Here is a 21,744-nt window from a genome sequence, read left to right on the forward strand (position 1 = left end):
GGTGAAGCCGGTGACGGAGTAGCCGGCCTTGATCAGGTTCTCCGCCATCGGGGAACCCATGATGCCCAGACCGATCCACGCGACCTTGGGAAGAGCACTCATTGAGGTAGGAAATCCTTTCCGTAACGGGATGTTGAGAGGGAGAGAAGGCCAGGCTCAGGCGTTGCGCAGCCAGCCGAAGGACTCATGGCTCGGGCGGTCGCCGGGCTTGTACTCCAGGCCGATCCAGCCGTCGTAACCGGCCTTCTTCAGGCGGCCGAGCAGGTCGGTGAAGTCCAGCTCGCCGGTGCCGGGCGCGCCGCGGCCGGGGTTGTCGGCGATCTGCACGTGCCCGGTCTTGTCGGTGTACGTGTCGATGACCTCGTTGAGGTCCTCGCCGTTCATGGCCAGGTGGTAGAGGTCCATCAGGAACCTGGCGTTGCCGAGCCCGGTGGCGGCGTTGACCTTGTCGACGACCTCGATCGCCTTGGGCGCCGAGACGATCGGGCAGAGCGGCGACTCGGGCTGGTTCAGCGCCTCGATCAGCAGCGTCGCACCGATCCGGTCGGCGGCGCGCGCCGCGAGCACCAGGTTCTCCAGCGCCAGGGTGTCCTGGACCTGCGGGTCCACGCCTTCGACCCGGTTGCCGTAGAGCGCGTTCAGCGCCGTGCAGCCCATCGTGCGGGCGAACTCCGCGGCGACATCGATGTTGGCGCGGAACCTGTCCGACTCCTCGCCGGGCAGCGAGAGCGCGCCGCGGTCGGGGCCGGGCAGCTGACCTGCGTAGAAGTTCAGCCCGACCAGCTGAGTACCGGCGTCATTGAGCGCGTCCCGCAGCGCGTCCAGCTCGGACTGCGCGGGCACCGGCGCATCGACCCACGGCCACCACAGCTCGACCGCCGTGAACCCGGCGGCAGCCGCCGCGGCGGGCCGCTCCAGCAGCGGCAGCTCGGTGAAGAGGATCGACAGATTGACGTCGAAACGGTTGTCGGTGAAGCCCATGAGGGGTGGGTTCCTTCCGGTGCAGTCGGTCCGGAGGCGTACGGGTACCGGCCTCCGGCGTACAGGTACGGGCCCCGCCCGTACGGCTGCGGGCCGCCCGCCCGCGGGGTGCGGGCGGGCGGCCCGTCGCGGTCAGCTCTTGAGCGGCACGATCGCGCTCGGCGCGTGCCACGGCTCGGTGGCGATCTCCTCGAACTCCGTGACATCGCTGATGTCCGCGGTCTTGCTCATCGCGATGTTGGTGATGCGCTCCAGGATCGCCTCGACGACGACCGGCACCCGGTGCTCGGCGGCGAGCTTCTTGGCCTGCTCGAAGGCGGCGCCCAGTTCGCTCGGGTCGGTGACGCGGATCGCCTTGCAGCCCAGGCCCTCGGCGACCTTGACGTGGTCCACGCCGTAGACGCCCAGCTGCGGCGAGTTGATGTTCTCGAACTCCAGGTTGACCTGGAAGTTGATGTCCAGGCCGATCTGCGCCTGGCGGATCAGGCCCAGGTAGGAGTTGTTGACGAGGACGTGGACGTAGGGGATGCGGTGCTGGGCACCGACCGCCAGCTCCTCGATCATGAACTGGAAGTCGTAGTCACCGGACAGCGCGACGACCTGCGCGTCGGGGTCGGCGGTGGCGACACCCAGCGCGGCCGGGATGGTCCAGCCCAGCGGGCCCGCCTGGCCGCAGTTGATCCAGTGGCGCGGCTTGTAGACGTGCAGCATCTGCGCGCCGGCGATCTGCGAGAGGCCGATGGTGGAGACGTACCGGGTCTCCGGCCCGAACGCCTTGTTCATCTCCTCGTAGACGCGCTGCGGCTTCATCGGGATGTTGTCGAAGTGCGTACGGCGCTGGAGGGTGGCCTTGCGCTCCTGGGTGGAGGCGGCCCACTCGGCGCGGTCGGGCAGCTTGCCCGCGGCCTTCATCTCCTTCGCCACCTCGACGAAGAGCTCCAGCGCGGCCTTGGCGTCGGAGGCGATGCCGTAGTCCGGGGCGAAGATCTTGCCGATCTGGGTGGGCTCGATGTCGACGTGCACGAACTTGCGGCCCTGGCGGTAGACGTCGAGCTTGTAACCGGTGTGACGGTTGGCCCAGCGGTTGCCGATGCCGAGGACGAAGTCGGACGCCAGGAAGTTCTCGTTGCCGTAGCGGTGCGCGGTCTGCAGACCCACCATGCCGGCGTTGAGCTCGTGGTCGTCGGCGAGGACGCCCCAGCCCATCAGCGTCGGGATGACCGGGGTGCCGGTCAGCTCGGCGAACTCCACGAAGAGGTCCGAGGCGTCGGCGTTGATGACACCGCCGCCGGCGATCAGCACGGGCCGCTCGGCCTCGTTCAGCATCGAGATGGCCTTCTCGATCTGAGCCCGGCTGGCGACCGGCTTGTAGACCGGCAGCGGCTGGTACGTCTCGGGGTCGAACTCGATCTCGGTCTGCTGGACGTCGATCGGCAGGTCGATCAGGACCGGGCCCGGGCGCCCGGAGCGCATCAGGTGGAAGGCCTGCTGGAAGACGCCGGGGACCTGCGCGGCCTCCAGGACGGTGGTCGCCGCCTTGGTGACCGGCTTGGCGATCGAGGCGATGTCGACGGCCTGGAAGTCCTCCTTGTGGATCACCGAGGTGGGCGCCTGCCCGGTGATGCACAGGATCGGGATCGAGTCACCGATCGCGGAGTACAGGCCGGTGATCATGTCGGTGCCGGCGGGGCCCGACGTACCGATGCAGACACCGATGTTGCCGGGGTGAGTACGGGTGTACCCCTCGGCCATGTGGGACGCGCCCTCCACGTGGCGGGCGAGGGTGTGGGCGATTCCGCCGCCGGCCTTCAGGGCCGCGTAGAAGGGGTTGATCGCCGCACCCGGCACGCCGAAGGCGTTCGTCACACCCTCGCGCTTGAGGATCTCCACAGCCGCACGCGCGGCGGTCATACGAGGCATCGAGTACTCCTGCGTCGTCATCGGTCTGTCAGGCGCGCTCCGGCCATGAGGCCCGGAACTCGCTACTTCCGTATAGCGGAAATATTGTTTTGCTTTATGGAAGAAGAAAGTAGAGCGCGTCACGGCAGGCGTCAAGACCGGACCGCCTCCTTCAGCCGAGCCGGGTCCGGGCAGTACGACGCCCTCCCCGGCAGGTGGGCCGGGGAGGGCGTGGAAAGTCTGGAGTCGAGGTGGGCGGCTCGGGAGGGTCAGCCGCGCTTGACGCGGCCGCGGACGGTGAGCACCGGTAGGGACGCGCGGGCGTGTCCGGCAGCCCGAACACCATCATCAGCACGATCGTGGCCGCCATGGCGAGGCCGAGGGCGCGGGAGGCGCGCAGCCCGTACCCGGAGAGCAGCCAGTACGCCTGCAACAGCCAGCGTTCCGCCTTGCGCCGCCCGAAACTGTACCGGCGCATCTCCATCTCGCCGCAATAGAAATCCGCCGCGCCCGGCTCGTCTTTCGCGTCTTCGCAAGCTTTACGGAGCTGACGGTAGGTCGTTGGTGAGCGTGGCGAGTCCCGGTACGCTCACCGGCGGTTCCGGCGGGTCACCCCCGGCGTGCCGCGCCGGGTGGCGACGACGGGGCAGCGTACGCCATTGCCGCTCTTCTTCGATGATCTGGCGCTTGGTGCACCAACGGGGAATTCCCCGGCTCCAGCGGACGCCCCGGGGAGCGGCGGAGAGCCGCCATTTCCCCTCGAATCTCAGCTGGTCGAGGTGGTGTGCGCCGGAGAAGCGGCAGCGGCTCGGGTCCACGTCGCTGAGCAGCAGCATCGAGGCGTCGACCCCGCGGATCGAGGCGATCGGCACTTCTATGTCATGGGCGTCCGAGAGCGCTTCCTCGGCGGGACGGCGGGGCGTGGACAGGTCGGTCGTCATGGAACTCGGGAACGGCAGCACGGCATTGGTGAGATCGACTGTCGCCCATCGCGCACGCAGTGCCAGGGCTCCCTCAAAACGCGCGGAACGGGCATCGATCCGCGCGGCCATCACGGATGGCCGCAGGGCGTTACGGAATTCCGCCTCGTACAGCGAGAGGTTTCCGTTCACAAATGATCGGGCCCACCCAAGCACCGGCGAAAACAGCTCGCAGGAAGCTCGCGTCACCGTGGAAAGCCGTCTTCCCGAACCACACCCGGCCGTCGAAATGGGCGCCACCGGACCACGCGCCGGCGCGGAAATCCGCCGACCCGAATCCGGCGTCCTCCGCGAACCGTACGCCACCGAATCCCGCGGCCCCAGCGAACGACGCCCCGCTGAACCAGCCGCCCCGCTCGAAACGCGCGCCGTCGAAGACCACCGACGCCCCGAAACGCGCCCCTCGAAGACGCCCGCGCCATCGAACCGTACGCGCGAGAAGTACGTGTCCTCCGTGAACCGCGCCTGCTCGAACACAGCGTCCCCGCACACCGGACGCCCCTCGTCGTCGCGCAACCGCGCCGGCAGATCCCTGATCGACTCCGCGTCGAACGTCACCCCGCGGCAGTCGGGATCCGCGCCGGGCCGCAGCACCGCCAAGTACGCGTCACGATCGGCGGGTTCGAGGTGTGCCAGGCACCGGCCCGCGTCGGTCCGTACGCCCCGGCACCCGATCGGATCGTCAGCGGACGCCCCGATCCCGCAGTGGTCCCAGCCCGGTGAAGTCGTGTCCATGCCGGTGATCCGACCAGCACGGCTCGCGCAGCGCAACGGGCCGGTACGTGGCGTACGTACCGGCCCGATTACGTGAGGTGCGTACCGCCCGGGAGCGTCAGCGGATCGGCATGCCCGCCAGCGTCCGGGCGATCACCAGGCGCTGGATCTCGCTGGTGCCCTCGAAGATCGTGTAAATGGCAGCATCCCTGTGCATGCGCTCCACCGGGTACTCGCGGGTGAAGCCGTTGCCGCCGAGGATCTGGATGGCCTGGCCGGTGACCTTCTTCGCCGTCTCACTCGCGAAGAGCTTGGACTGGGAGCCCTCCGCGGCGGTGAAGGGCTTGCCGTTGACCGCCATCCAGGAGGCGCGCCAGACCAGCAGCCGGGCCGCGTCGATCGAGGTGCGCATGTCGGCGAGCTGGAAGGCGACGCCCTGGTTGTCGATGATCGGGCGGCCGAACTGCTCGCGGGTCTTCGCGTACTCCAGGGCCTCCTCGTACGCCGCGCGGGCGGTGCCCACGGCCATGGCGCCGACGGCCGGACGGGAGGCCTCGAAGGTGGCCATCGCGGCGTTCTTCACCCGCTCGCCGCCCTTCTTGGCGCGCTCGCGGGAGCGGGCCAGCCGCTCGTCCAGCTTGTCCTTGCCGCCGAGCAGGCAGCTGCCGGGGACGCGTACGTCCTCCAGGACGACCTCGGCGGTGTGCGAGGCGCGGATGCCGTGCTTCTGGAACTTCTGGCCCTGGGAGAGGCCCGGGGTGTTCGGCGGGATGATGAAGGAGGCGTGGCCCTTGGAGCCCAGCTCGGGGTCGACGACCGCGACGACGACGTGGACGTTGGCGATGCCGCCGTTGGTCGCCCAGGTCTTGGTGCCGTTCAGCACCCACTCGTCCTTGGCCTCGTCGTAGACCGCACGCGTGCGCATCGAGGCGACGTCGGAGCCGGCGTCGGGCTCGGAGGAGCAGAAGGCGGCGACCTTCACGTCCTGTACGTCGCCGTACATCTGCGGTATCCAGGTACCGATCTGCTCCTCGGTGCCGTTGGCGAGGACGCCGACGGCGGCGAGGCCGGTGCCGACGATCGACAGGGCGATGCCCGCGTCGCCCCAGAACAGCTCCTCCATGGCCATGGGGATGCCGAGGCCGGTGGGGTCGAAGTACTGCTGAGCGTAGAAGTCGAGGGAGTAGATTCCGATCTTGGCCGCTTCCTGGATCACCGGCCAGGGCGTCTCCTCCCGCTCGTCCCACTCGGAGGCGGCGGGGCGCATGACGTCCGCGGCGAACCCGTGGATCCAGTCCCGGACTTCCTTCTGCTCGTCGTTGAGTTCCATGATGAACTCGGCCATGACCCCTCCAGCAGTGCGTTACTTGCGGTAACCGCAGTCTGTTACTCACGAGTAAGGACTGTCAACCTCAGCGACCGATATCTCCCCTCCGATGGCATGGTGTTACGTTGCGCGAACAGCACGAATTCACCAGGGCGGGGAGCCGGACGATGGAAATGACACAGGAGAGCCGCCGTACGGCCAGCGAGCGCCGACGACGCGAGCTGCTGGAGGCCGCCGACCGCGTGGTCCTCCGCGACGGGCCCGAGGCGTCGATGAACGCCATCGCGGCCGAGGCCGGGATCACCAAGCCGATCCTCTACCGCCACTTCGGCGACAAGGGCGGCCTCTACCGCGCGCTCGCCGTACGCCACACCGACGCCCTCCTCGCCGGACTGCGCGCCGCGCTGGACTCCCCCGTACCGCGAAGGGACCGGGTCGAGGCCACCCTCGACACCTACCTCTCGGCGATCGAGGCCCGGCCCCAGGTGTACCGCTTCCTGATGCATCCGTCCGACGAGGGCCAGACCCCCGACCGCGGCTTCGACGTCGGCCGGCACTCCGCTCCCCTGCTGCGCCGCCTCGGCGAGGAGCTGGCGCAGGTGATCGCCGAGCGGGTGGACCTGGGACCGGCCGGCGGCGAGCTGGCGCGGGTGTGGGGCCACGGCATAGTCGGCATGATGCACGCGGCCGGCGACTGGTGGCTGCGGGAGCAGCCGTGTTCGCGAGCGCAACTGGTACAGCATCTCGCGGACCTGCTCTGGGGACGGCTCGCCGCGGCGGGCGACCGCCCCGGCGGCCCCGGCTTCTAGGAACTACGCGCGCCCCGCCGCCCACGGCGCCTTGGCCGCTGCCCGCAGCGCGCGGCGGCGGCGCAGGCCCGTGAGGTGGTCGACGTACAGGCCGCCGTCCAGGTGGTCGCACTCGTGCTGCAGGCACCGGGCGAAGAAGCCGGTACCGGAGATCCGGCAGGGCTCCCCGTCCACCGTGACGCCCTCGACCACCGCCTCGTCGTGGCGCGGCGTACCGGCCTCGATGCCCGGCAGCGACAGGCACCCCTCGGGGCCGCGTACGAGATCGCCGTCCACCGCCACCAGCCGCGGGTTGACCACGTGCCCGAGGTGCCGTACGTCCTCGTCGTCCGGGCAGTCGTAGACGAACACCCGCCGGTCCACGCCGATCTGGTTCGCGGCGAGGCCGACACCCCGGGCGGCGTACATCGACGCGAACATGTCCTCCACCAGCCGGGCCAGCGCCGGCCCGAAGTCGGTGACCTCCTCGCACGGCGCGTGCAGGGTCGGATCGCCGAGCAGCCGCATCGGGCGGACACGGCCGGAACTGCCGGGGAGGGAGCGGTTTCGCATGACGGAAAGGGTACGTTCCGGCCGACGACCAGCGACGTTCCGGTCCCCGCCGGCGGCCCCGCAGGACCGCGCCGAAGATGGTCCGAACGGGAACCTTCACACTTCCTCACGGGTGGTCTGGTTCGGGCTCCGGCGCGGAAATCGATAGGCTGATCCCCAACCACAGCCTCCCGGCCGGCCGGGCCGGTACGGAGGGGCGTTCCACCGGCGGCCCCAGGGGGCAGGAGGGCGCCGGATGCAAGGAGGATCTAGGACGATGGCAGGCAACACGGACCCGCTGTCGCCGCGGGCCAAGCTGGCCGTGACGGCGGGCAGGGCCGCGGCGGCGGCGTCGCGCGCGGTAGGCCGCGGCAGCGGCTCGGTGATCGGTGGCAAGGTCGCACTCCGGCTCGACCCCGACCTGCTGGCCCGGCTCGCAACCCACCTGGACGTGGTCCTGGTGTCCGCGACCAACGGCAAGACGACCACCACGCGGCTGATCGCGGAGGCACTGCGGGCCAGCGGCCCGGTCGTCTCCAACGCACTCGGCGCGAACATGCCGGCCGGCATCACCTCGGCGCTGGCCGGAGGTTCGGACGCGAAGTACGGCGTCATCGAGGTCGACGAGAAGTACCTCGCGGGCGTCGCCCGGGACGTCACCCCCAAGGCCATCGCGCTGCTCAACCTTTCGCGTGACCAGCTCGACCGCGCCGCCGAGACCCGCATGCTCGCGGAGAAGTGGCGCGAGGGGCTGGCCGGCTCCAAGGCGCTCGTCGTCGCCAACGCCGACGACCCGCTGATCGTCTGGGCGGCCTCCTCGTCCGCCAACGTCGTCTGGGTCGCGGCCGGCCAGGAGTGGAAGGACGACGCCTGGTCCTGCCCGTCCTGCGGCGGCGTGATGCAGCGCCCCGGCGACGACTGGTTCTGCGGCGAGTGCGGCTTCCGCCGCCCGACGCCGAGCTGGGCGCTCTCCGGCGACCACGTACTGGACCCGCACGGCTCGGCCTGGCCGATCAAGCTCCAGCTGCCCGGGCGTGCCAACAAGGCCAACGCCACGACCTCGGCCGCGGTCGCCGCCGCGTTCGGCGTACCCCCGCAGATCGCCCTGGAGCGGATGTACGGGGTGCAGGCGGTCGCCGGCCGGTACGACGTGGTCTCCTTCATGCAGCGCGAGCTGCGGCTGCTGCTCGCGAAGAACCCGGCCGGCTGGCTGGAGACGTTCTCGCTGATCGACCCGCCGCCGACCCCGGTGATCCTCTCCGTCAACGCCCGCGGCGCCGACGGCACGGACACCTCCTGGCTCTGGGACGTCGACTACACCCGGCTCGCCGGCCACCCGATCTTCGTGATCGGCGACCGCAAGCTGGACCTGGCCGTCCGGCTGGAGGTCGCGGGCCTGGACTTCCAGGTGTGCGAGGACGTCGACGAGGCCGTACGCCAGGCGCCGCCCGGCCGCATCGAGGTCATCGCGAACTACACCGCCTTCCAGGACCTGCGCCGCCGCGTGGGCAACTGACCGGCTCCGCAACGGACAAGGACGAGCAAGCATGAGTGAGAACAGCCTGCGTCTGGTGTGGATCTACCCGGACCTGCTGAGCACGTACGGGGACCAGGGCAACGCACTGGTGGTGGAGCGCCGCGCGCGCCAGCGCCGGCTGGACGTCCAGCGCCTGGACGTCCGCTCCGACCAGCAGATCCCCACCTCGGGCGACATCTACCTGATCGGCGGCGGCGAGGACCGGCCGCAGCGCCTGGCGGCCGAGCGGCTGCGCCGGGACGGCGGCCTGAACCGGGCCGTCTCCAACGGCGCGATCGTCTTCTCGGTCTGCGCCGGGTACCAGATCCTGGGCCACGAGTTCATCAACGACCTGGGCGAGCGCGAGCAGGGCCTCGGGCTGCTGGACGTGGTGAGCACCCGCGGCGAGGGCGAGCGGTGCGTCGGCGACGTACTGGCGGACATCGACCCGCAGCTCAACCTCCCGCCGCTGACCGGCTTCGAGAACCACCAGGGCATCACGCACCTCGGCCAGACCGCCCGGCCGTTCGCGAAGGTGCGGTTCGGCAAGGGCAACGGCGTGGGCGACGGCTTCGAGGGCGCGTGGAACGACACGGTCTTCGGTACGTACATGCACGGTCCCGTGATGGCCCGTAACCCGCACATCGCCGACCTGCTGATCAAGCTGGCGCTGGACGTGAACGCGCTGCCGCCGGTGAACGACCACTGGTACGAGGCGCTGCGCCAGGAGCGGATCGCGGCGGCGACGCAGCCGGCCTAGGTCACTGTCCGGCGGCCGGGAGCGGCTGCGGGGCAACGTTTCGGCATGCGGCCCCCCTTGCCTTCAACGGGTGAGGGGGGTTTCGTGTGCCCGGGTTCGGGGGGCTGGTTAGGTGGGTGGTTCTCGATGGATGGGGGGCTCTCGACGGGTGGCGGGGCTCCCGTGGGTTTTCCGGGTCGCGGCGCGGCAGGGCGGGGTTTCGGACGTCCTGGTCCGTAGTGCGGGCAACGGCACTACGGGGGGGCCCGGCGCTTGTAGGGTGACGGCATCCAACCGGACGACGGGGTCCGGGCATCCGGTTGAATCGCAGAGGGTTTCTACGAGCAATGCGTATTGGTGTACTCACCTCCGGAGGCGACTGCCCCGGTCTGAACGCCGTCATCCGCTCCGTCGTCCACCGCGCCGTCGCCGACCACGGTGACGACGTCATCGGTTTCCAGGACGGCTGGCGCGGCCTCCTGGAGTGCGACTACCGCAAGCTCGACCTCGACGCGGTGGGCGGCATCCTGGCCCGTGGCGGCACCATCCTCGGGTCCTCCCGCGTACAGCCCGCGCATCTGCGGGACGGCGTCGAGCGCGCCCGCGGCCACGTCGCCGACCTCGGCCTGGACGCCATCATCCCGATCGGCGGCGAGGGCACGCTCAAAGCGGCGCGGCTGCTGTCGGACGCCGGGCTGCCGATCGTCGGCGTACCGAAGACCATCGACAACGACATCGCGTCCACCGACCTGACCTTCGGGTTCGACACCGCGGTCGGCGTCGCGACGGAGGCGCTGGACCGCCTCAAGACCACCGCCGAATCGCACCAGCGGGTGCTGATCGTCGAGGTCATGGGCCGGCACACCGGGTGGATCGCGCTGCACTCCGGCATGGCGGCCGGCGCGCACGCCGTCGTGGTGCCCGAGCGGCCCTTCGACATCGAGGAGCTGTCGGAGCGGGTCGCGGCCCGGTTCGACGCCGGCAAGAAGTTCGCGATCGTCGTCGTGGCGGAGGGCGCGAAGCCGCGGCCGGGCTCGATGGACTTCGAGGTCGGCGGCAAGGACATGTACGGCCACGAGCGCTTCGCGGGCGTCGCCCGGCAGCTGGCCGTCGAGCTGGAGCAGCGGCTCGGCAAGGAGGCCCGTGCGGTGATCCTGGGGCACGTGCAGCGCGGCGGCACCCCGACCGCTTACGACCGTGTGCTCGCGACCCGCTTCGGCTGGCACGCGGTGGAGGCGGCGCACCGCGGCGACTTCGGGATGATGACCGCGCTGCGCGGTACGGACATCACGCTGGTGCCGCTGGCCGAGGCCGTCGAGACGCTGAAGACCGTGCCGGGCGACCGGTACGCGGAGGCCGAGTGGGTGCTCTGAGCGGCGGAGATCGCTCCAGGTAGTCGCACCACGTACGAGCCGCCCCCGGTCACCGTTCGCGCCGGGGGCGGCTCTAGGCTGGTCGCGGAGCATTGGTGCGAATCAGGAGCGAGCGGATGGATCACAGCGGGCACGGCATGATGATGGATCTGCCGCCGTTCACGCTGGGGCGCGGGCTGGAGTTCGGCGGCGACGCCTTCTTCCTCGTCGGCTGCCTGCTGGGGCTGGCGCTGTACGGCTGGGCCGTGCTGCGGCTGCGGCGGCGCGGCGACACCTGGCCGGTGGGCCGGATCGTGGCCTGGGTCGTGGGTGTGCTGAGCGTCGCGCTGGTGATGTGCACGAAGCTGAACGACTACGGCATGGCCATGTTCAGCGTCCACATGGTGCAGCACATGGTGATCAGCATGCTGTCGCCGATCCTGCTGCTGCTCGGTGCGCCGGTGACGCTGACACTGCGGGCGCTGCCGACGGCGGGGCGCGGCCGCAAGGGGCCGCGTGAGCTGCTGGTGGCGCTGCTGCACAGCCGGTACATGCGGATCATCACGCATCCGGCTTTCACGATTCCGCTGTTCATCGCGAGCCTGTACGCGCTGTACTTCACGCCGCTGTTCGACTTCCTGATGGAGTCGCGGGCCGGGCACATCGCGATGATGGTGCACTTCCTCGCCGTGGGCCTGGTGTTCTTCTGGCCGATCATGGGCGTGGACCCGGGGCCGCACCGGCCCGGTTACGTGATGCGGATGCTGGAGCTGTTCGCGGGCATGCCGTTCCACGCGTTCTTCGGCATCGCGCTGATGATGGCGTCGGAGACGATGGTCAAGACGTTCCGGAACCCGCCGGCGTCGCTGGGTGTGAACGCGTTGTCGGATCAGCAGGCGGCGGGCGGTATCGCCTGGGCTTTCAGTGAGATTCCGTCGGTGCTGGTGCTGATCGCGCTGGTCTTCCAGTGGTACACGACGGAGAAGCGGCAGTCGGTGCGGAAGGACCGGGCGGCGGACCGGGACGGTGACAAGGAGCTGGCGGCGTACAACGCGTATCTGGCGTCGCTGAACGCACGCAGTCAGGGCAGCCGGGGCTGAGAACGGCCCGGTCGGGGGGCCGGGCGAGCGCGGCGGAATCCGGCGAAAGCTGGCGGTACGGGCCGCGGCCGGGGAACATGTTCCCAAGGCCGCGGCCCGTGGCATATCCGTGTCCGGGCTGCCGTGAGGAGGTCCAGGATGCCCGGATCGGCCAAGGCAATGGCAGGGTGCACGGTGGGCGGGCTGATTCTGGCCACGGCCTACACGGTGGCGCTGGGCAGCAGTGGCTGGCTGTGGTTCGCGTGGGTGGTGCTGGCCCTGGTGACGGTCGGGGTGGTGACCGGCAAGCGCTGGTGAGCCCGTGTGCGGCCGGTCCGGCGGGCGGCGGAGGTCAGCGGCGGCGCACGGTGGCGTGCAGGGGTGCGGCCGGCTGGAGGAGCAGGCCGACGCTCGGGTTCGGGTCGGCGGGTGCGACGTCGAGGTGGCACCGCTGGGCGAGGGTGGCGAGCAGGAGTGCGGCCTCGACCTGGGCGAAGCGGGCGCCGAGGCAGGTGCGCCGGCCGCCGCCGAAGGGGTACCAGGCGTGGTCCGGTACGGGGTCGGGGGCGTCGGGGTCCCAGCGTTCGGGGCGGAAGCTCGTGGGTTCGGGGAACCATCGCGGGTCGCGGTGGGTGGTCCACTGGCTGCACCACACGACGGTGCCGGCGGGGATGCGGGTGCCCGCGAGTGCGGCGCCGTCGAGGGCGACGGCGGGGATGAGCCAGGCTGGCGGGTAGAGCCGGAGCACTTCCTTGATGATCTGGCGGGTCCACTGCAGGCGGTCGTAGTCGTCGATGGTGGGCGGGCGGCCGGCGAGGACCCGGGCGAGTTCGGCGGTCAGCCGTTCGCGGGCCTCGGGTGCGCGGGACAGCAGGTACCAGGTCCAGGTCAGGGCGGTCGAGGTGGTCTCGTGTCCGGCGGCCCAGAGGGTGGCGGCCTCGTCGCGTACCTCTTTGGCCGTGAGCGGCCGGCCCTCTTCGTCGCGGGCGGCGAGGAGCCTGCTGAGCAGGTCGTCGCGGTCGGCGGTGTCGCCGGACCGCTGCCGGGCGCGGATGAGGCGGTGGACTTCGGCGTCGATGGTGGCGACGGCGCGGAGGAAGCGGCGCCGGCCGGGGGTGCGGACCCAGCCGGGGAGGAAGAGGCTCATGTTCCGCAGTTCGGCGCCGATGCCGTGCTCGGCCTCGGCCATCGCCTCGCCGAGCGCCCGGGTGCGGTCGCCCAGGTCGTTGCCGAAGAGGGTGCGCAGCACGATCCGCTGGGTGATCAGCGTCATCTGCTGCCGTACGTCGATGCGGTCGCCGTCGTGCCATTCGTCGGCCGCGGTCCGCGCGCATTCGACCATGGCCGAGGCATGGGCGCGTACCTGGCGGGGGCGGACGGTGGGCTGGACCAGGGACCGTTTGCGGCGCCAGTCGCTGCCCTTGCTGAGGATGAGGCTGTCGCCGATGAGCTGTTTGAAGGCCCAGCCGATCTCCAGCAGCTCGAAGGTGCGTTCCCGGGCTGCCAGGAATTCCGCGATGTGTTCGGGGTGGAAGAGGAACAGGCTGCGCTTGGGTCCGAGGGACCAGGTGACCGCGTCCCCGAAGTCGTCGCGCAGCCGGACGAGGAAGCCGAGGGGGTCCCGTCCGAAGGCGGGGAGGTTGCCGAGCAGGGGCGCGCCGCGCGGTCCGGGGACGGGCCTGAGGGGGATGGTGGACACGGGCATGGGAGCTCCCGGAACACGAGGAGGCGCGGAGGGGGCCGGTCCGATGTGCTTGCGGAGAGTATCGCAGGGTTTGCCCCGTTGATCATGGGTTCCACGCGGGCGCATCGGTATACGCCTTCGCGCCGGAGGGGGACGCGCGGGTAGCTTATTGCATGCAGGTTGCAATTGCAGGGACTAGGCGAAAGAGGCTGTCGTGAGCTCTCCGGTGGTGCTCGGGATCGAGTCGTCGTGCGATGAGACCGGCGCGGGGCTGGTGCGGGAGGGGCGGCTGCTGGGCCACGCCGTGGCGTCGAGCATGGCCGAACACGCCCGGTTCGGCGGGGTGGTGCCGGAGATCGCCGCACGGGCGCATGTGCACTCCTTCACGCCGGTCGTCCACGAGGCCCTGGACCGGGCCGGGCTGCGCATGGCGGACATCGGCGCCGTCGCGGTCACCACCGGGCCGGGGCTGTCGGGCGCCCTCCACGTGGGCCTGGCCGGCGCGAAGACGCTGGCGTACTCCCTCGGCGTGCCGCTCTACGGTGTGCACCACCTGGCCGGGCATGTCGCGGCCGACACCCTGGAGCACGGGCCGCTGCCCGATCCCTGCATGGTGCTGATCGTCTCCGGCGGGCACACCTCGCTGCTGCTCGTCCGCGACCTGGCCCGCGACCCGATCGTGCACCTGGGCGACACCGTCGACGACGCGGCGGGCGAGTGCTTCGACAAGGCGGCACGCGTCCTCGGGCTGCCCTACCCCGGCGGCCCCGCCATCGACCGCACAGCACGCGACGGTGATCCTCATGCGGTGGCGTTCCCCCGCCCGCTGACCGGGCCGCGCGACTCCCGCCACGACTTCTCCTTCTCCGGCCTGAAGACCGCCGCAGCGCGCTGGGCCGAGCGGCACCGCGCGCGGGGCGCGGCCGTGCCGGTCGCCGACGGTGCCGCCGCGCTCCAGGAAGCCGTCGCCGACGTGCTGACCCGCAAGGCGGTGGCCGCCTGCCGCGAGTACGGTGTCGCCACGCTGGTCGTGGTGGGCGGCGTGGCCGCCAACTCCCGGGTGCGGGCGCTGGCCGAGGAGCGCTGCCGGGCCGCCGGCATCGCCCTGCGGGTGCCGCCGCCGCGGCTGTGCACCGACAACGGCGCGATGATCGCCGCCGTCGGTGACCTGCTGGTGCGCGCCGGCGCCGCGCCCGCCCCGCTGGACGTCTCCATCGACCCCTCGGCGCCGCTCGTGCACGCGGCCCTGCATCCGGTCGCGCGCACGCCCGCACGAGCGGCATGACCACCGCCGCCGCCCTCCCGTCCGCCGGACCCACCCACCGGAGCGCCGAACCTTGCGTACCGCCGACATCCGCAGCCGCTTCCTCGACTACTTCGCCGCGCGCGGCCACACGGTCGTGCCCAGCGCGCCCCTGCCCACCCCGGACCCGACGCTGCTCTTCGTCAACGCCGGCATGGTGCCCTTCAAGCCGTACCTGACGGGCGTGACCGCTCCCCCGTGGCCACGGGCCACCAGCGTGCAGAAGTGCGTCCGGACACTCGACATCGAGGAGGTCGGCAGGACCACCAGGCACGGCTCGTTCTTCCAGATGAACGGCAACTTCTCCTTCGGCGACTACTTCAAGGAGGAGGCCATCGAGTACGCCTGGGAGCTGTCCACGGCCGCACCGGCCGACGGCGGCTTCGGCCTGGACCCGGACCGCGTCTGGGTCACCGTCCACCACTCCGACGACGAGGCGCGCGTCCTGTGGCGGCGGATCGCCGGGCTGCCCGACGAGCGGATCGTGGCGCGCGGCGACGAGGACAACTTCTGGTCGATGGGCGTGCCGGGGCCCTGCGGGCCGTGCTCCGAGCTGTACTACGACCGCGGCCCGGCGTTCGGCCCCGAGGGCGGTCCGGCCGTCGACGAGGACCGCTTCATGGAGTTCTGGAACCTCGTGTTCATGCAGTACGAGCGCGGCGAGGGCGGCGGCAAGTCGGGCTACCCGATCCTCGGCGAGCTGCCCCGCCGCAACATCGACACCGGCATGGGCCTGGAGCGCATGGCCACCCTGCTCCAGGACAAGGACAACCTGTACGAGATCGACGAGACCCGGCCCGTGCTGGACCGGGCAGCGGAGCTGGCCGGGGTGCGGTACGGCGCCGAGGAGGGCGCCGACGTCCGGCTGCGGGTGGTGGCCGACCACGTGCGCACCGCGCTGATGCTGCTGGCCGACGGCACCACGCCGGGCAACGAGGGCCGCGGGTACGTGCTCCGCCGGATCCTGCGCCGCGCCGTCCGGTCCATGCGCCGGCTCGGCCACCACGACCCGGCGCTGCCCGAACTGCTGCCCGTGGCCCGGGACTGCATGGCCCCCAGCTACCCGGACGTCGCCGAGTCGTTCGCCCGGATCGCCGACCAGGCGTACGGCGAGGAGGACGCCTTCCGCGCCACCCTCAAGCAGGGCACCACCGTCCTGGACACCGCGATCTCCGAGGTGAAGCGGCAGGGCCGGCGGGCGCTGCCCGGCGACCGGGCGTTCCTGCTGCACGACACGTACGGCTTCCCCATCGACCTCACCCTGGAAATGGCCGCCGAACAGGGCGTGGAGGTGGACCGCGAGGGCTTCACTGCGCTGATGACCGAGCAGCGCGAGCGGGCCCGCGCCGACGCCCGTGCCCGCAAGGCCGGTGCCAGCGCCGACACCTCGGCGCTGCGCGGCGTGCTGGACGCGCACGGCCCGACCGACTGGCGGGCCTGGGAGGCCCTGGCCACCGAATCCCGCGTACTGGCCGTCCTCGGGGCCGAGGGCCCGGTGCCCGTGGCGCGGACCGGTGAGATCGTGACCGTCGTCCTGGACCGCTCGCCCTTCTACGCGGAGTCCGGCGGCCAGGAGAGCGACGCGGGCACGCTGTCGGGGACATCGGTGGAGGCCGAGGTGCTCGACGTCCAGCGTCCGCTGCCAGGGCTGGTCGTCCATCAGGTGCGGGTCACCGCGGGCGAGCTCGCCGCCGGGGACGCGGTGCACGCGGCCGTCGACGCCGAGTGGCGGCTCGGCGCCCGGCAGGCGCACTCCGGCACCCACGTCCTGCACGCCGCCCTGCGCGAGGTCCTGGGCCCCACGGCCCTCCAGTCCGGCTCGTACAACCGGCCCGGCTATCTGCGCCTGGACTTCCCCCGGCGCGGCGCCCTCGCCCCCGCCGTGCGCAGCGAGGTGGAGGAGGTCGCCAACCGGGCCCTCCGCCGGGATCTGCCCGTGGAGGTGAAGTGGATGCCGCTCCCCGAAGCCAGGGAGCTGGGGGCGCTCGCCCTGTTCGACGAGACGTACGGGGACAACGTCCGCGTCGTGGAGATCGGCGGGGCCTGGTCGCGGGAGCTGTGCGGCGGCACCCACGTCGCGCACGCCTCCCAGATCGGCACCATCGCGCTGACCTCCGAGGGGTCGGTCGGTGCCGGGATGCGCCGGCTGGAGGCGGCGGTCGGCATCGAGGGCTTCGCGTACCTCGCCCGGGAGCGGGACCTGGTCACGGGGATCGCCGAACAGCTCGGGGCGCCGCGCGCCGAGCTGCCCGACCGGATCGCCGGACTGCTGGACCGGCTCAAGGCCGCCGACCGGGAGAACGCCCGGCTCAAGCAGCAGGCCGTCGCGCAGCGGGCCGGCGAGCTGTCGGCCGGTGCGGTGGACGCCGGCGGGGTGCGGGTCGTGACCGCGACCGCCGAGGGCGGCACGGACGAGGCCCGGTCCCTGGCCACGGCCGTACGCGACCGGCTGTCGGCCGCGGTGCCGGGCGTGGCCGGTGTCGGTACGGCTTCCGGGGTGGTCGTCATCGCGCTGAACAAGGCCGCGCGGGAGGCGGGCCTGGACGCGTCCGCGCTGGTCAAGCAGCTGCTGGGCGGCCGGGGCGGGGGCTTCGGCGAACTGGCGCAGGGCGGCGGCGTGCCCGCCGAGCAGCTGGCCGGCACGCTGGCGGAGCTGCCCCGCCTGGTCGGCGACCGCTGACCCGCCTCGTCGGCGATCATTGATCAGGCACCGGCCGCTCGGCGGCCGGTGCCTTCGGCTGCCTGCTGGTTACAGCGCCGAGACCGTCGTCAACTCGCGCTCCGCCTCGCGCTGCCGGGCGGCGAAGGGGCACTGCCAGTCGGCGGGCTTGGGGCGGCCGGAGTAACGGCGGGCTTCGGAAAGCTGCTCGTACTCGTACAGGTTCGGATTGATATCGCCCTGCAGCTTGATGTCCTGCTTGCGAATCTTGTCCGCCAGCCGGTCCCACATGCCCGCGCCCTTGATGCTGGCGAACTGCTCGTGGGAATTGAAGGCCAGCATCGGGAAAGGAGGCCGACGGCCCCAGCGACGGTGGGTCTCGTGCAGGCCGATCACGAAGAAGGGATGGCCGGCCACGGAGAACGCGAACTCACCGGACTGCGGATCGGACGAATAGCCCTCGGCCCAGCGATGACTTTCCGCGTCCTGTTCGTGGAGCAGCTGCAGCTGTTCCCAGAGCAGCTCTTCGAACCGCAGCTCATCGACCCCGCGGGGTTCCTCGAAGGTCGCGATGAAGCTGGTGAAGGTGCGGGCGCTCCAGTCCGCCGAGCCGACGAATTCCGCGAGATCCAGCGCCATCAGCCGGGCGGATTCCTCGGTGCCCATCCGGTCGTAGTGCCGGTGCGTGATACCGCCCCGACGCCAGGCCGAACGGCCCGCCAGGCAGGAGAACCGGTCACCCAGTATGAACTCCTCGACCTCGCCACGCGCATCCGTCGTCATGGCCAGCCTTCCTTCCAATTACGTGCCTCCTCAGCGGGAGCCGTTCCTGCGTGCGTGCAAATGCGCCCACCCTGTACCGGCGGCTCCCGGGATCCGCGTGCGAGGGCAAGTCGTCGCCGCACGCGGGCAGGACCGAGTCCGCTGGAAACGGGGAAGGGTCGCTGAGTGATTGTGACGGCCAAAGGCCGGTCAAAGAAAATCCGCGGGAAAATTGCCCACGACGAATCGCTCACATCTCGGGACGACCACGGCGTTTCACGGACGGTGAGCGGGCGGTTCGGCGTGGCGGACGGGCCGAAACGGGCAGGCGTCCCGCGAACGGGTCCCTGTGCGGGGAGCCGTGGAGTGAGAGCCCGGTGCCGTCCCTGAGACCTTCCGGCGGCAGGCCGCGGGTCAGGTGGCGCTGCGCTCGCTCTCGCTGCGGAGTTCGCGGGCGACGGCACGGTTGCGGGCGTCGTCCGGCCGCCCGGCGGCGCTGCCGGGGCGGCCGGCCCTGAGCAGCTCGCGCCATCGTTCGGGGCTCCAGTCGGCCGGCCGGGTCGTGGCGAGGAAGTGCTCCACCGTGGCCAGGAAGCGGGTCGGATCCGCGGTGAAGGGGAAGTGCCCGGCGCCGTCGAAGACCTCCAGCCGGCTGCCGGGCATCGCGGCGTGCGCGCGATGGGCGTGCCGTACGGGGATCACGCCGTCCCGGGCGCCCCACAGGAGCAGCGTCGGCATGCCCTCGGCCAGGTAGCAGCGGTCCAGCATGGTGACGACCTGGCCCCGCCAGTCCACCACCGCCCGCAGGGTGTGCACGAAGGCGCTGCGGGACGCCGCGTCCGGCAGCGCGTCGACCAGCCGCATCAGGACCGCCGCGTCCTGGCCCAGGTCCGTGCCGAGCGCCCTGAGCAGCCCGAGGGCCAGCCGGGTCTGGCAGCGCATGCCCGGAAGGCCGAGCACCGAGAGCAGCGCGGCCGCCACCGGCATCGACACGACCCGCAGGACGGGAGTGACCTCCCGCCCCACTCCCCCGGCGCTGACCAGCACCAGACGCTCGGTGCGCTCCGGGAACTGGTACGCGAACTGCATCGCCACCCCGCCCCCGAGCGAGTGCCCGATGAGGCTCACCCGGTCGATGCCGAGCACGCCGAGCAGGTCGCGGATGCCGTTGGCGTAGGCGGCCACGGAGTAGTCGGCGCGTGGCTTGTCCGAGGCGCCGTGGCCGAGCAGGTCGGGGGCGATGACCGTGTGGTTCCGGGCGAGCGCCGGGATGATGCCGGCCCAGGTCGCCGAGGAGTCGCCGATGCCGTGGACGAGGACGACGGCCGGGCCGCGGCCCGCGCAGCGGTAGGCGCGGCGGTAACCGTGCACCACGTGGTAGCGCAGCTCCACGTCCTCGGGCACGGCGGCGTGCAGCCGCCCCGCGCGGGGCGGACGCGGTCCGATGGCCACGGGCACCACCTTCCCGGGCGGCCGGCAGGGTCCGCGTACGAGCGTAGAAGCTGCCGCGCCCCCGCACCGTTACCGGAGCGTTTCCCGTCCGCTCCGCCGCCCGGCCCGCGAGGCCCGCCGCGGTGCGGGCCGGTACGCACGGCGTGCCTTCCGGCCGTGCTCCTGCGTGGCGGGAGGCGCCGGACGGCGTGTTCGCCCCGGACCGGCGGGCGCGGCGCGTGTGCGGCCGAAGTACGCCGTAGCGCTCGACGCTCCTGGCCGGGGATATGACGAATAGCTGTGCACGATCTGATGGTTCGCCTCACTCGTCCGGGCGAGATCGACTGACACCCCCGCACGAATGGCGCAACGCTCATCGCACGGCCGGGTCACCCACTGCTCGGCCCTGGATTCTCTCGACAAGGAGTTCCGCCATGAGCGTTCGCCGTTTCCTGACCGGTGCCATCGGTGCCGCGGCCCTCGTCCTCGGCATGTCCGTCGCGGCCGCCCCCGGTGCGGCCGCCGATCCCTGCGGCTTCTACGAGACCGGCAGCGACGCGTACTACAACCACTGCACGAACGACGGCTCGCACGTGGTCATCGAGGTGGAGGTGTGGGGCCCCAACTACGAGCGCTGCGTGGGCCCCGGCGTGACGTGGCTGGGCTCCTCCGGGAAGATCGACGGCGCGCACTACGTCGGCCGCACCTGCTGATCCGGTACGACGGCGGGGCCGGCCGGCGGAAGCCGGCCGGCCCCGGTCTCGCGCCGGTACCGGAGTAGGGCTGACGCGGCGTGCGGGTTCAGTCCTTGCGGCCCGTGGCGGCGACCGTGACGCCCAGGCCGATCATGGCGAGCCCGCCCACGCCGCCGACCGCCGCGAGCCGCCGCGGCGAGCGGGCGAACCAGCTCCGCGCCGCGGCGGCACCCAGTCCCCACACGCTGTCGGAGGCCACCGCGATGGCGTTGAAGACCAGCCCGAGCAGCAGCATCTGCGCCACGACGTGCCCCTGCCCGCGGTCCACGAACTGCGGCAGCACGGCGGCGAAGAACACGACCGTCTTGGGGTTTGCCACCCCGACCGCGAACCCCTCGCCCAGCGTGCGCAGGCTGCCGTGCGCGGGCCCGTCACCGGCGAACGCGGCCGTCAGGGAGCGGCGTTGCCGCACCGCCTTCACGCCGAGGTACACCAGGTACGCGGCGCCCACGAGCTTCAGGGCCGTGAAGACGAGGAGCGAGCGCTCCACCACGGCGCCGATCCCGAAGGCCACGGCCACGACGAGGACGTACGCGCCGAGCGTGTTCCCCACGACCGTGGTCAGCGCGGCCCGGCGCCCCTGCGCCAGCGCCCGTCCGATCACGAACAGCACACTGGGGCCGGGCACCACTATCAGCAGCAAGGACATGAGCGCGAAGGCCGGCAACCGGTCGGTGGACACCATGGCGCTCATATAAGCAGCCGGGTCACCAGAGGGGGAGCGAATTCTGTTCGCCCGCCGGGCGCGGGCCGGACAACCGCCGCTCCTCCGCGCCGATGCGGACGTCGTTGATGCTCGCCTCCCGGCGGCGCATCAGCCCGTTCTCGGCGAACTCCCACAGTTCGTTGCCGTAGGAGCGCCACCACTGGCCGGCCGCGTCATGGCACTCGTACTGGAAGCGGACCGCGATCCGGTCGCCCTCGAAGGCCCACAGCTCCTTGCGCAGTACGTAGTCCAGCTCCCGGGCCCACTTCTCCCGCAGGAAGGCCGTGACCTCGTCCCGCCCGGTGAGGTACCGGTCCCGGTTCCGCCAGACGGTGTCCTCGGTGTAGGCGAGCGCGACGCGTTCGGGATCGCGGGTGTTCCACGCGTCCTCAGCAGCCCGGACCTTCTGTCGCGCGGTCTGCTCGTCGAAGGGCGGGAAGGGGGGCCGGGCTGCTGACATGGCGGTCTCCTGTCGTCGTGCGTCTTTCGCGCACCGGTGCACACCGGTGGAGAACGT

Annotated in this window: 21 protein-coding genes; 9 read left to right on the forward strand and 12 right to left on the reverse strand. The window is 71.6% G+C overall.

Features of this window, described 5'->3' with window-relative positions; all coding sequences use genetic code 11:
* From ACIGQF_RS00005 to ACIGQF_RS00030, 6 genes are all read right to left on the reverse strand, one after another.
* Nucleotides 1-102, reverse strand: a 102-nt coding sequence (locus ACIGQF_RS00005; RefSeq protein WP_399704722.1) for an NAD(P)-binding domain-containing protein, incomplete at its 3' end; no start/stop codon positions are given.
* A 54-nt stretch (nt 103-156) separates the two neighbouring features.
* Nucleotides 157-981, reverse strand: coding sequence for a TIM barrel protein (locus ACIGQF_RS00010; protein WP_399703269.1), 825 nt, complete (start codon nt 979-981; stop codon nt 157-159).
* A 132-nt stretch (nt 982-1,113) separates the two neighbouring features.
* Entirely contained in the window at nt 1,114-2,901 is a 1,788-nt protein-coding gene (gcl, locus tag ACIGQF_RS00015; RefSeq protein WP_399703272.1) for a glyoxylate carboligase, read from the reverse strand.
* Between the two features lie 518 nt (nt 2,902-3,419).
* Nucleotides 3,420-3,821: a hypothetical protein gene (locus ACIGQF_RS00020; protein WP_399703275.1), complete on the reverse strand. Its 402-nt coding sequence runs from the start codon at nt 3,819-3,821 to the stop codon at nt 3,420-3,422.
* Between the two features lie 130 nt (nt 3,822-3,951).
* Nucleotides 3,952-4,350, reverse strand: coding sequence for a pentapeptide repeat-containing protein (locus ACIGQF_RS00025; RefSeq protein ID WP_399703278.1), 399 nt, complete (start codon nt 4,348-4,350; stop codon nt 3,952-3,954).
* Nucleotides 4,351-4,692: 342 nt separating this feature from the next.
* Entirely contained in the window at nt 4,693-5,919 is a 1,227-nt protein-coding gene (locus ACIGQF_RS00030; RefSeq protein ID WP_361561453.1) for an acyl-CoA dehydrogenase family protein, read from the reverse strand.
* 149 nt (nt 5,920-6,068) lie between these two features.
* Here ACIGQF_RS00030 and ACIGQF_RS00035 point away from each other — a divergent pair, with 149 nt between their 5' ends.
* Complete coding sequence (locus ACIGQF_RS00035) at nt 6,069-6,710, forward strand: TetR family transcriptional regulator (RefSeq protein WP_399703281.1); 642 nt, start codon at nt 6,069-6,071, stop codon at nt 6,708-6,710.
* 3 nt (nt 6,711-6,713) lie between these two features.
* Here ACIGQF_RS00035 and def read toward each other — a convergent pair whose 3' ends face one another.
* The gene (gene def / locus ACIGQF_RS00040) at nt 6,714-7,262 is read right to left on the reverse strand and encodes a peptide deformylase (protein WP_399703283.1); all 549 of its coding nucleotides are present in this window, start codon (nt 7,260-7,262) and stop codon (nt 6,714-6,716) included.
* 256 nt (nt 7,263-7,518) lie between these two features.
* Here def and ACIGQF_RS00045 point away from each other — a divergent pair, with 256 nt between their 5' ends.
* From ACIGQF_RS00045 to ACIGQF_RS00065, 5 genes are all read left to right on the forward strand, one after another.
* Nucleotides 7,519-8,757, forward strand: a complete 1,239-nt coding sequence (locus ACIGQF_RS00045) for a MurT ligase domain-containing protein (RefSeq protein WP_361561456.1) — start codon at nt 7,519-7,521, stop codon at nt 8,755-8,757.
* 31 nt (nt 8,758-8,788) lie between these two features.
* Nucleotides 8,789-9,517: a type 1 glutamine amidotransferase gene (locus ACIGQF_RS00050; RefSeq protein ID WP_399703286.1), complete on the forward strand. Its 729-nt coding sequence runs from the start codon at nt 8,789-8,791 to the stop codon at nt 9,515-9,517.
* A gap of 326 nt (nt 9,518-9,843) precedes the next feature.
* A complete protein-coding gene (locus tag ACIGQF_RS00055) occupies nt 9,844-10,869 on the forward strand; it encodes a 6-phosphofructokinase (RefSeq protein ID WP_399703289.1) in 1,026 nt (341 codons plus the stop codon).
* Between the two features lie 116 nt (nt 10,870-10,985).
* Entirely contained in the window at nt 10,986-11,948 is a 963-nt protein-coding gene (locus ACIGQF_RS00060) for a cytochrome c oxidase assembly protein (protein WP_399703291.1), read from the forward strand.
* Nucleotides 11,949-12,122: 174 nt separating this feature from the next.
* On the forward strand, nt 12,123-12,245 hold the full coding sequence (locus tag ACIGQF_RS00065; protein ID WP_399704792.1) for a hypothetical protein: 123 nt from the start codon (nt 12,123-12,125) through the stop codon (nt 12,243-12,245).
* 34 nt (nt 12,246-12,279) lie between these two features.
* Here the strand turns inward: ACIGQF_RS00065 and ACIGQF_RS00070 are convergent, their stop codons facing one another.
* The gene (locus tag ACIGQF_RS00070) at nt 12,280-13,632 is read right to left on the reverse strand and encodes a cytochrome P450 (RefSeq protein ID WP_399703293.1); all 1,353 of its coding nucleotides are present in this window, start codon (nt 13,630-13,632) and stop codon (nt 12,280-12,282) included.
* 193 nt (nt 13,633-13,825) lie between these two features.
* On the opposite strand from ACIGQF_RS00070, the gene tsaD reads away from it, so the two are divergent.
* On the forward strand, nt 13,826-14,896 hold the full coding sequence (gene tsaD, locus ACIGQF_RS00075; RefSeq protein WP_399703295.1) for a tRNA (adenosine(37)-N6)-threonylcarbamoyltransferase complex transferase subunit TsaD: 1,071 nt from the start codon (nt 13,826-13,828) through the stop codon (nt 14,894-14,896).
* A gap of 52 nt (nt 14,897-14,948) precedes the next feature.
* Entirely contained in the window at nt 14,949-17,594 is a 2,646-nt protein-coding gene (gene alaS, locus ACIGQF_RS00080) for an alanine--tRNA ligase (RefSeq protein WP_399703298.1), read from the forward strand.
* A gap of 69 nt (nt 17,595-17,663) precedes the next feature.
* Here the strand turns inward: alaS and gntA are convergent, their stop codons facing one another.
* Nucleotides 17,664-18,356, reverse strand: a complete 693-nt coding sequence (gntA, locus tag ACIGQF_RS00085; protein ID WP_399703302.1) for a guanitoxin biosynthesis heme-dependent pre-guanitoxin N-hydroxylase GntA — start codon at nt 18,354-18,356, stop codon at nt 17,664-17,666.
* A 393-nt stretch (nt 18,357-18,749) separates the two neighbouring features.
* Nucleotides 18,750-19,787, reverse strand: a complete 1,038-nt coding sequence (locus ACIGQF_RS00090) for an alpha/beta fold hydrolase (RefSeq protein WP_399703304.1) — start codon at nt 19,785-19,787, stop codon at nt 18,750-18,752.
* 413 nt (nt 19,788-20,200) lie between these two features.
* Between ACIGQF_RS00090 and ACIGQF_RS00095 the strand changes: the two genes are divergently transcribed.
* On the forward strand, nt 20,201-20,479 hold the full coding sequence (locus ACIGQF_RS00095; protein WP_361561466.1) for a DUF6355 family natural product biosynthesis protein: 279 nt from the start codon (nt 20,201-20,203) through the stop codon (nt 20,477-20,479).
* An 88-nt stretch (nt 20,480-20,567) separates the two neighbouring features.
* On the opposite strand, the gene ACIGQF_RS00100 is transcribed toward ACIGQF_RS00095, so the two are convergent.
* Both ACIGQF_RS00100 and ACIGQF_RS00105 read right to left on the reverse strand, forming a co-directional pair.
* A complete protein-coding gene (locus ACIGQF_RS00100; RefSeq protein WP_399704725.1) occupies nt 20,568-21,206 on the reverse strand; it encodes a LysE family translocator in 639 nt (212 codons plus the stop codon).
* Between the two features lie 22 nt (nt 21,207-21,228).
* Nucleotides 21,229-21,687, reverse strand: a complete 459-nt coding sequence (locus ACIGQF_RS00105; protein WP_399703306.1) for a nuclear transport factor 2 family protein — start codon at nt 21,685-21,687, stop codon at nt 21,229-21,231.
* Between the last annotated feature and the right edge of the window lie 57 nt (nt 21,688-21,744).

Source organism: Streptomyces sp. NPDC053560 (assembly GCF_044544605.1).
Classification (GTDB): domain Bacteria; phylum Actinomycetota; class Actinomycetes; order Streptomycetales; family Streptomycetaceae; genus Streptomyces.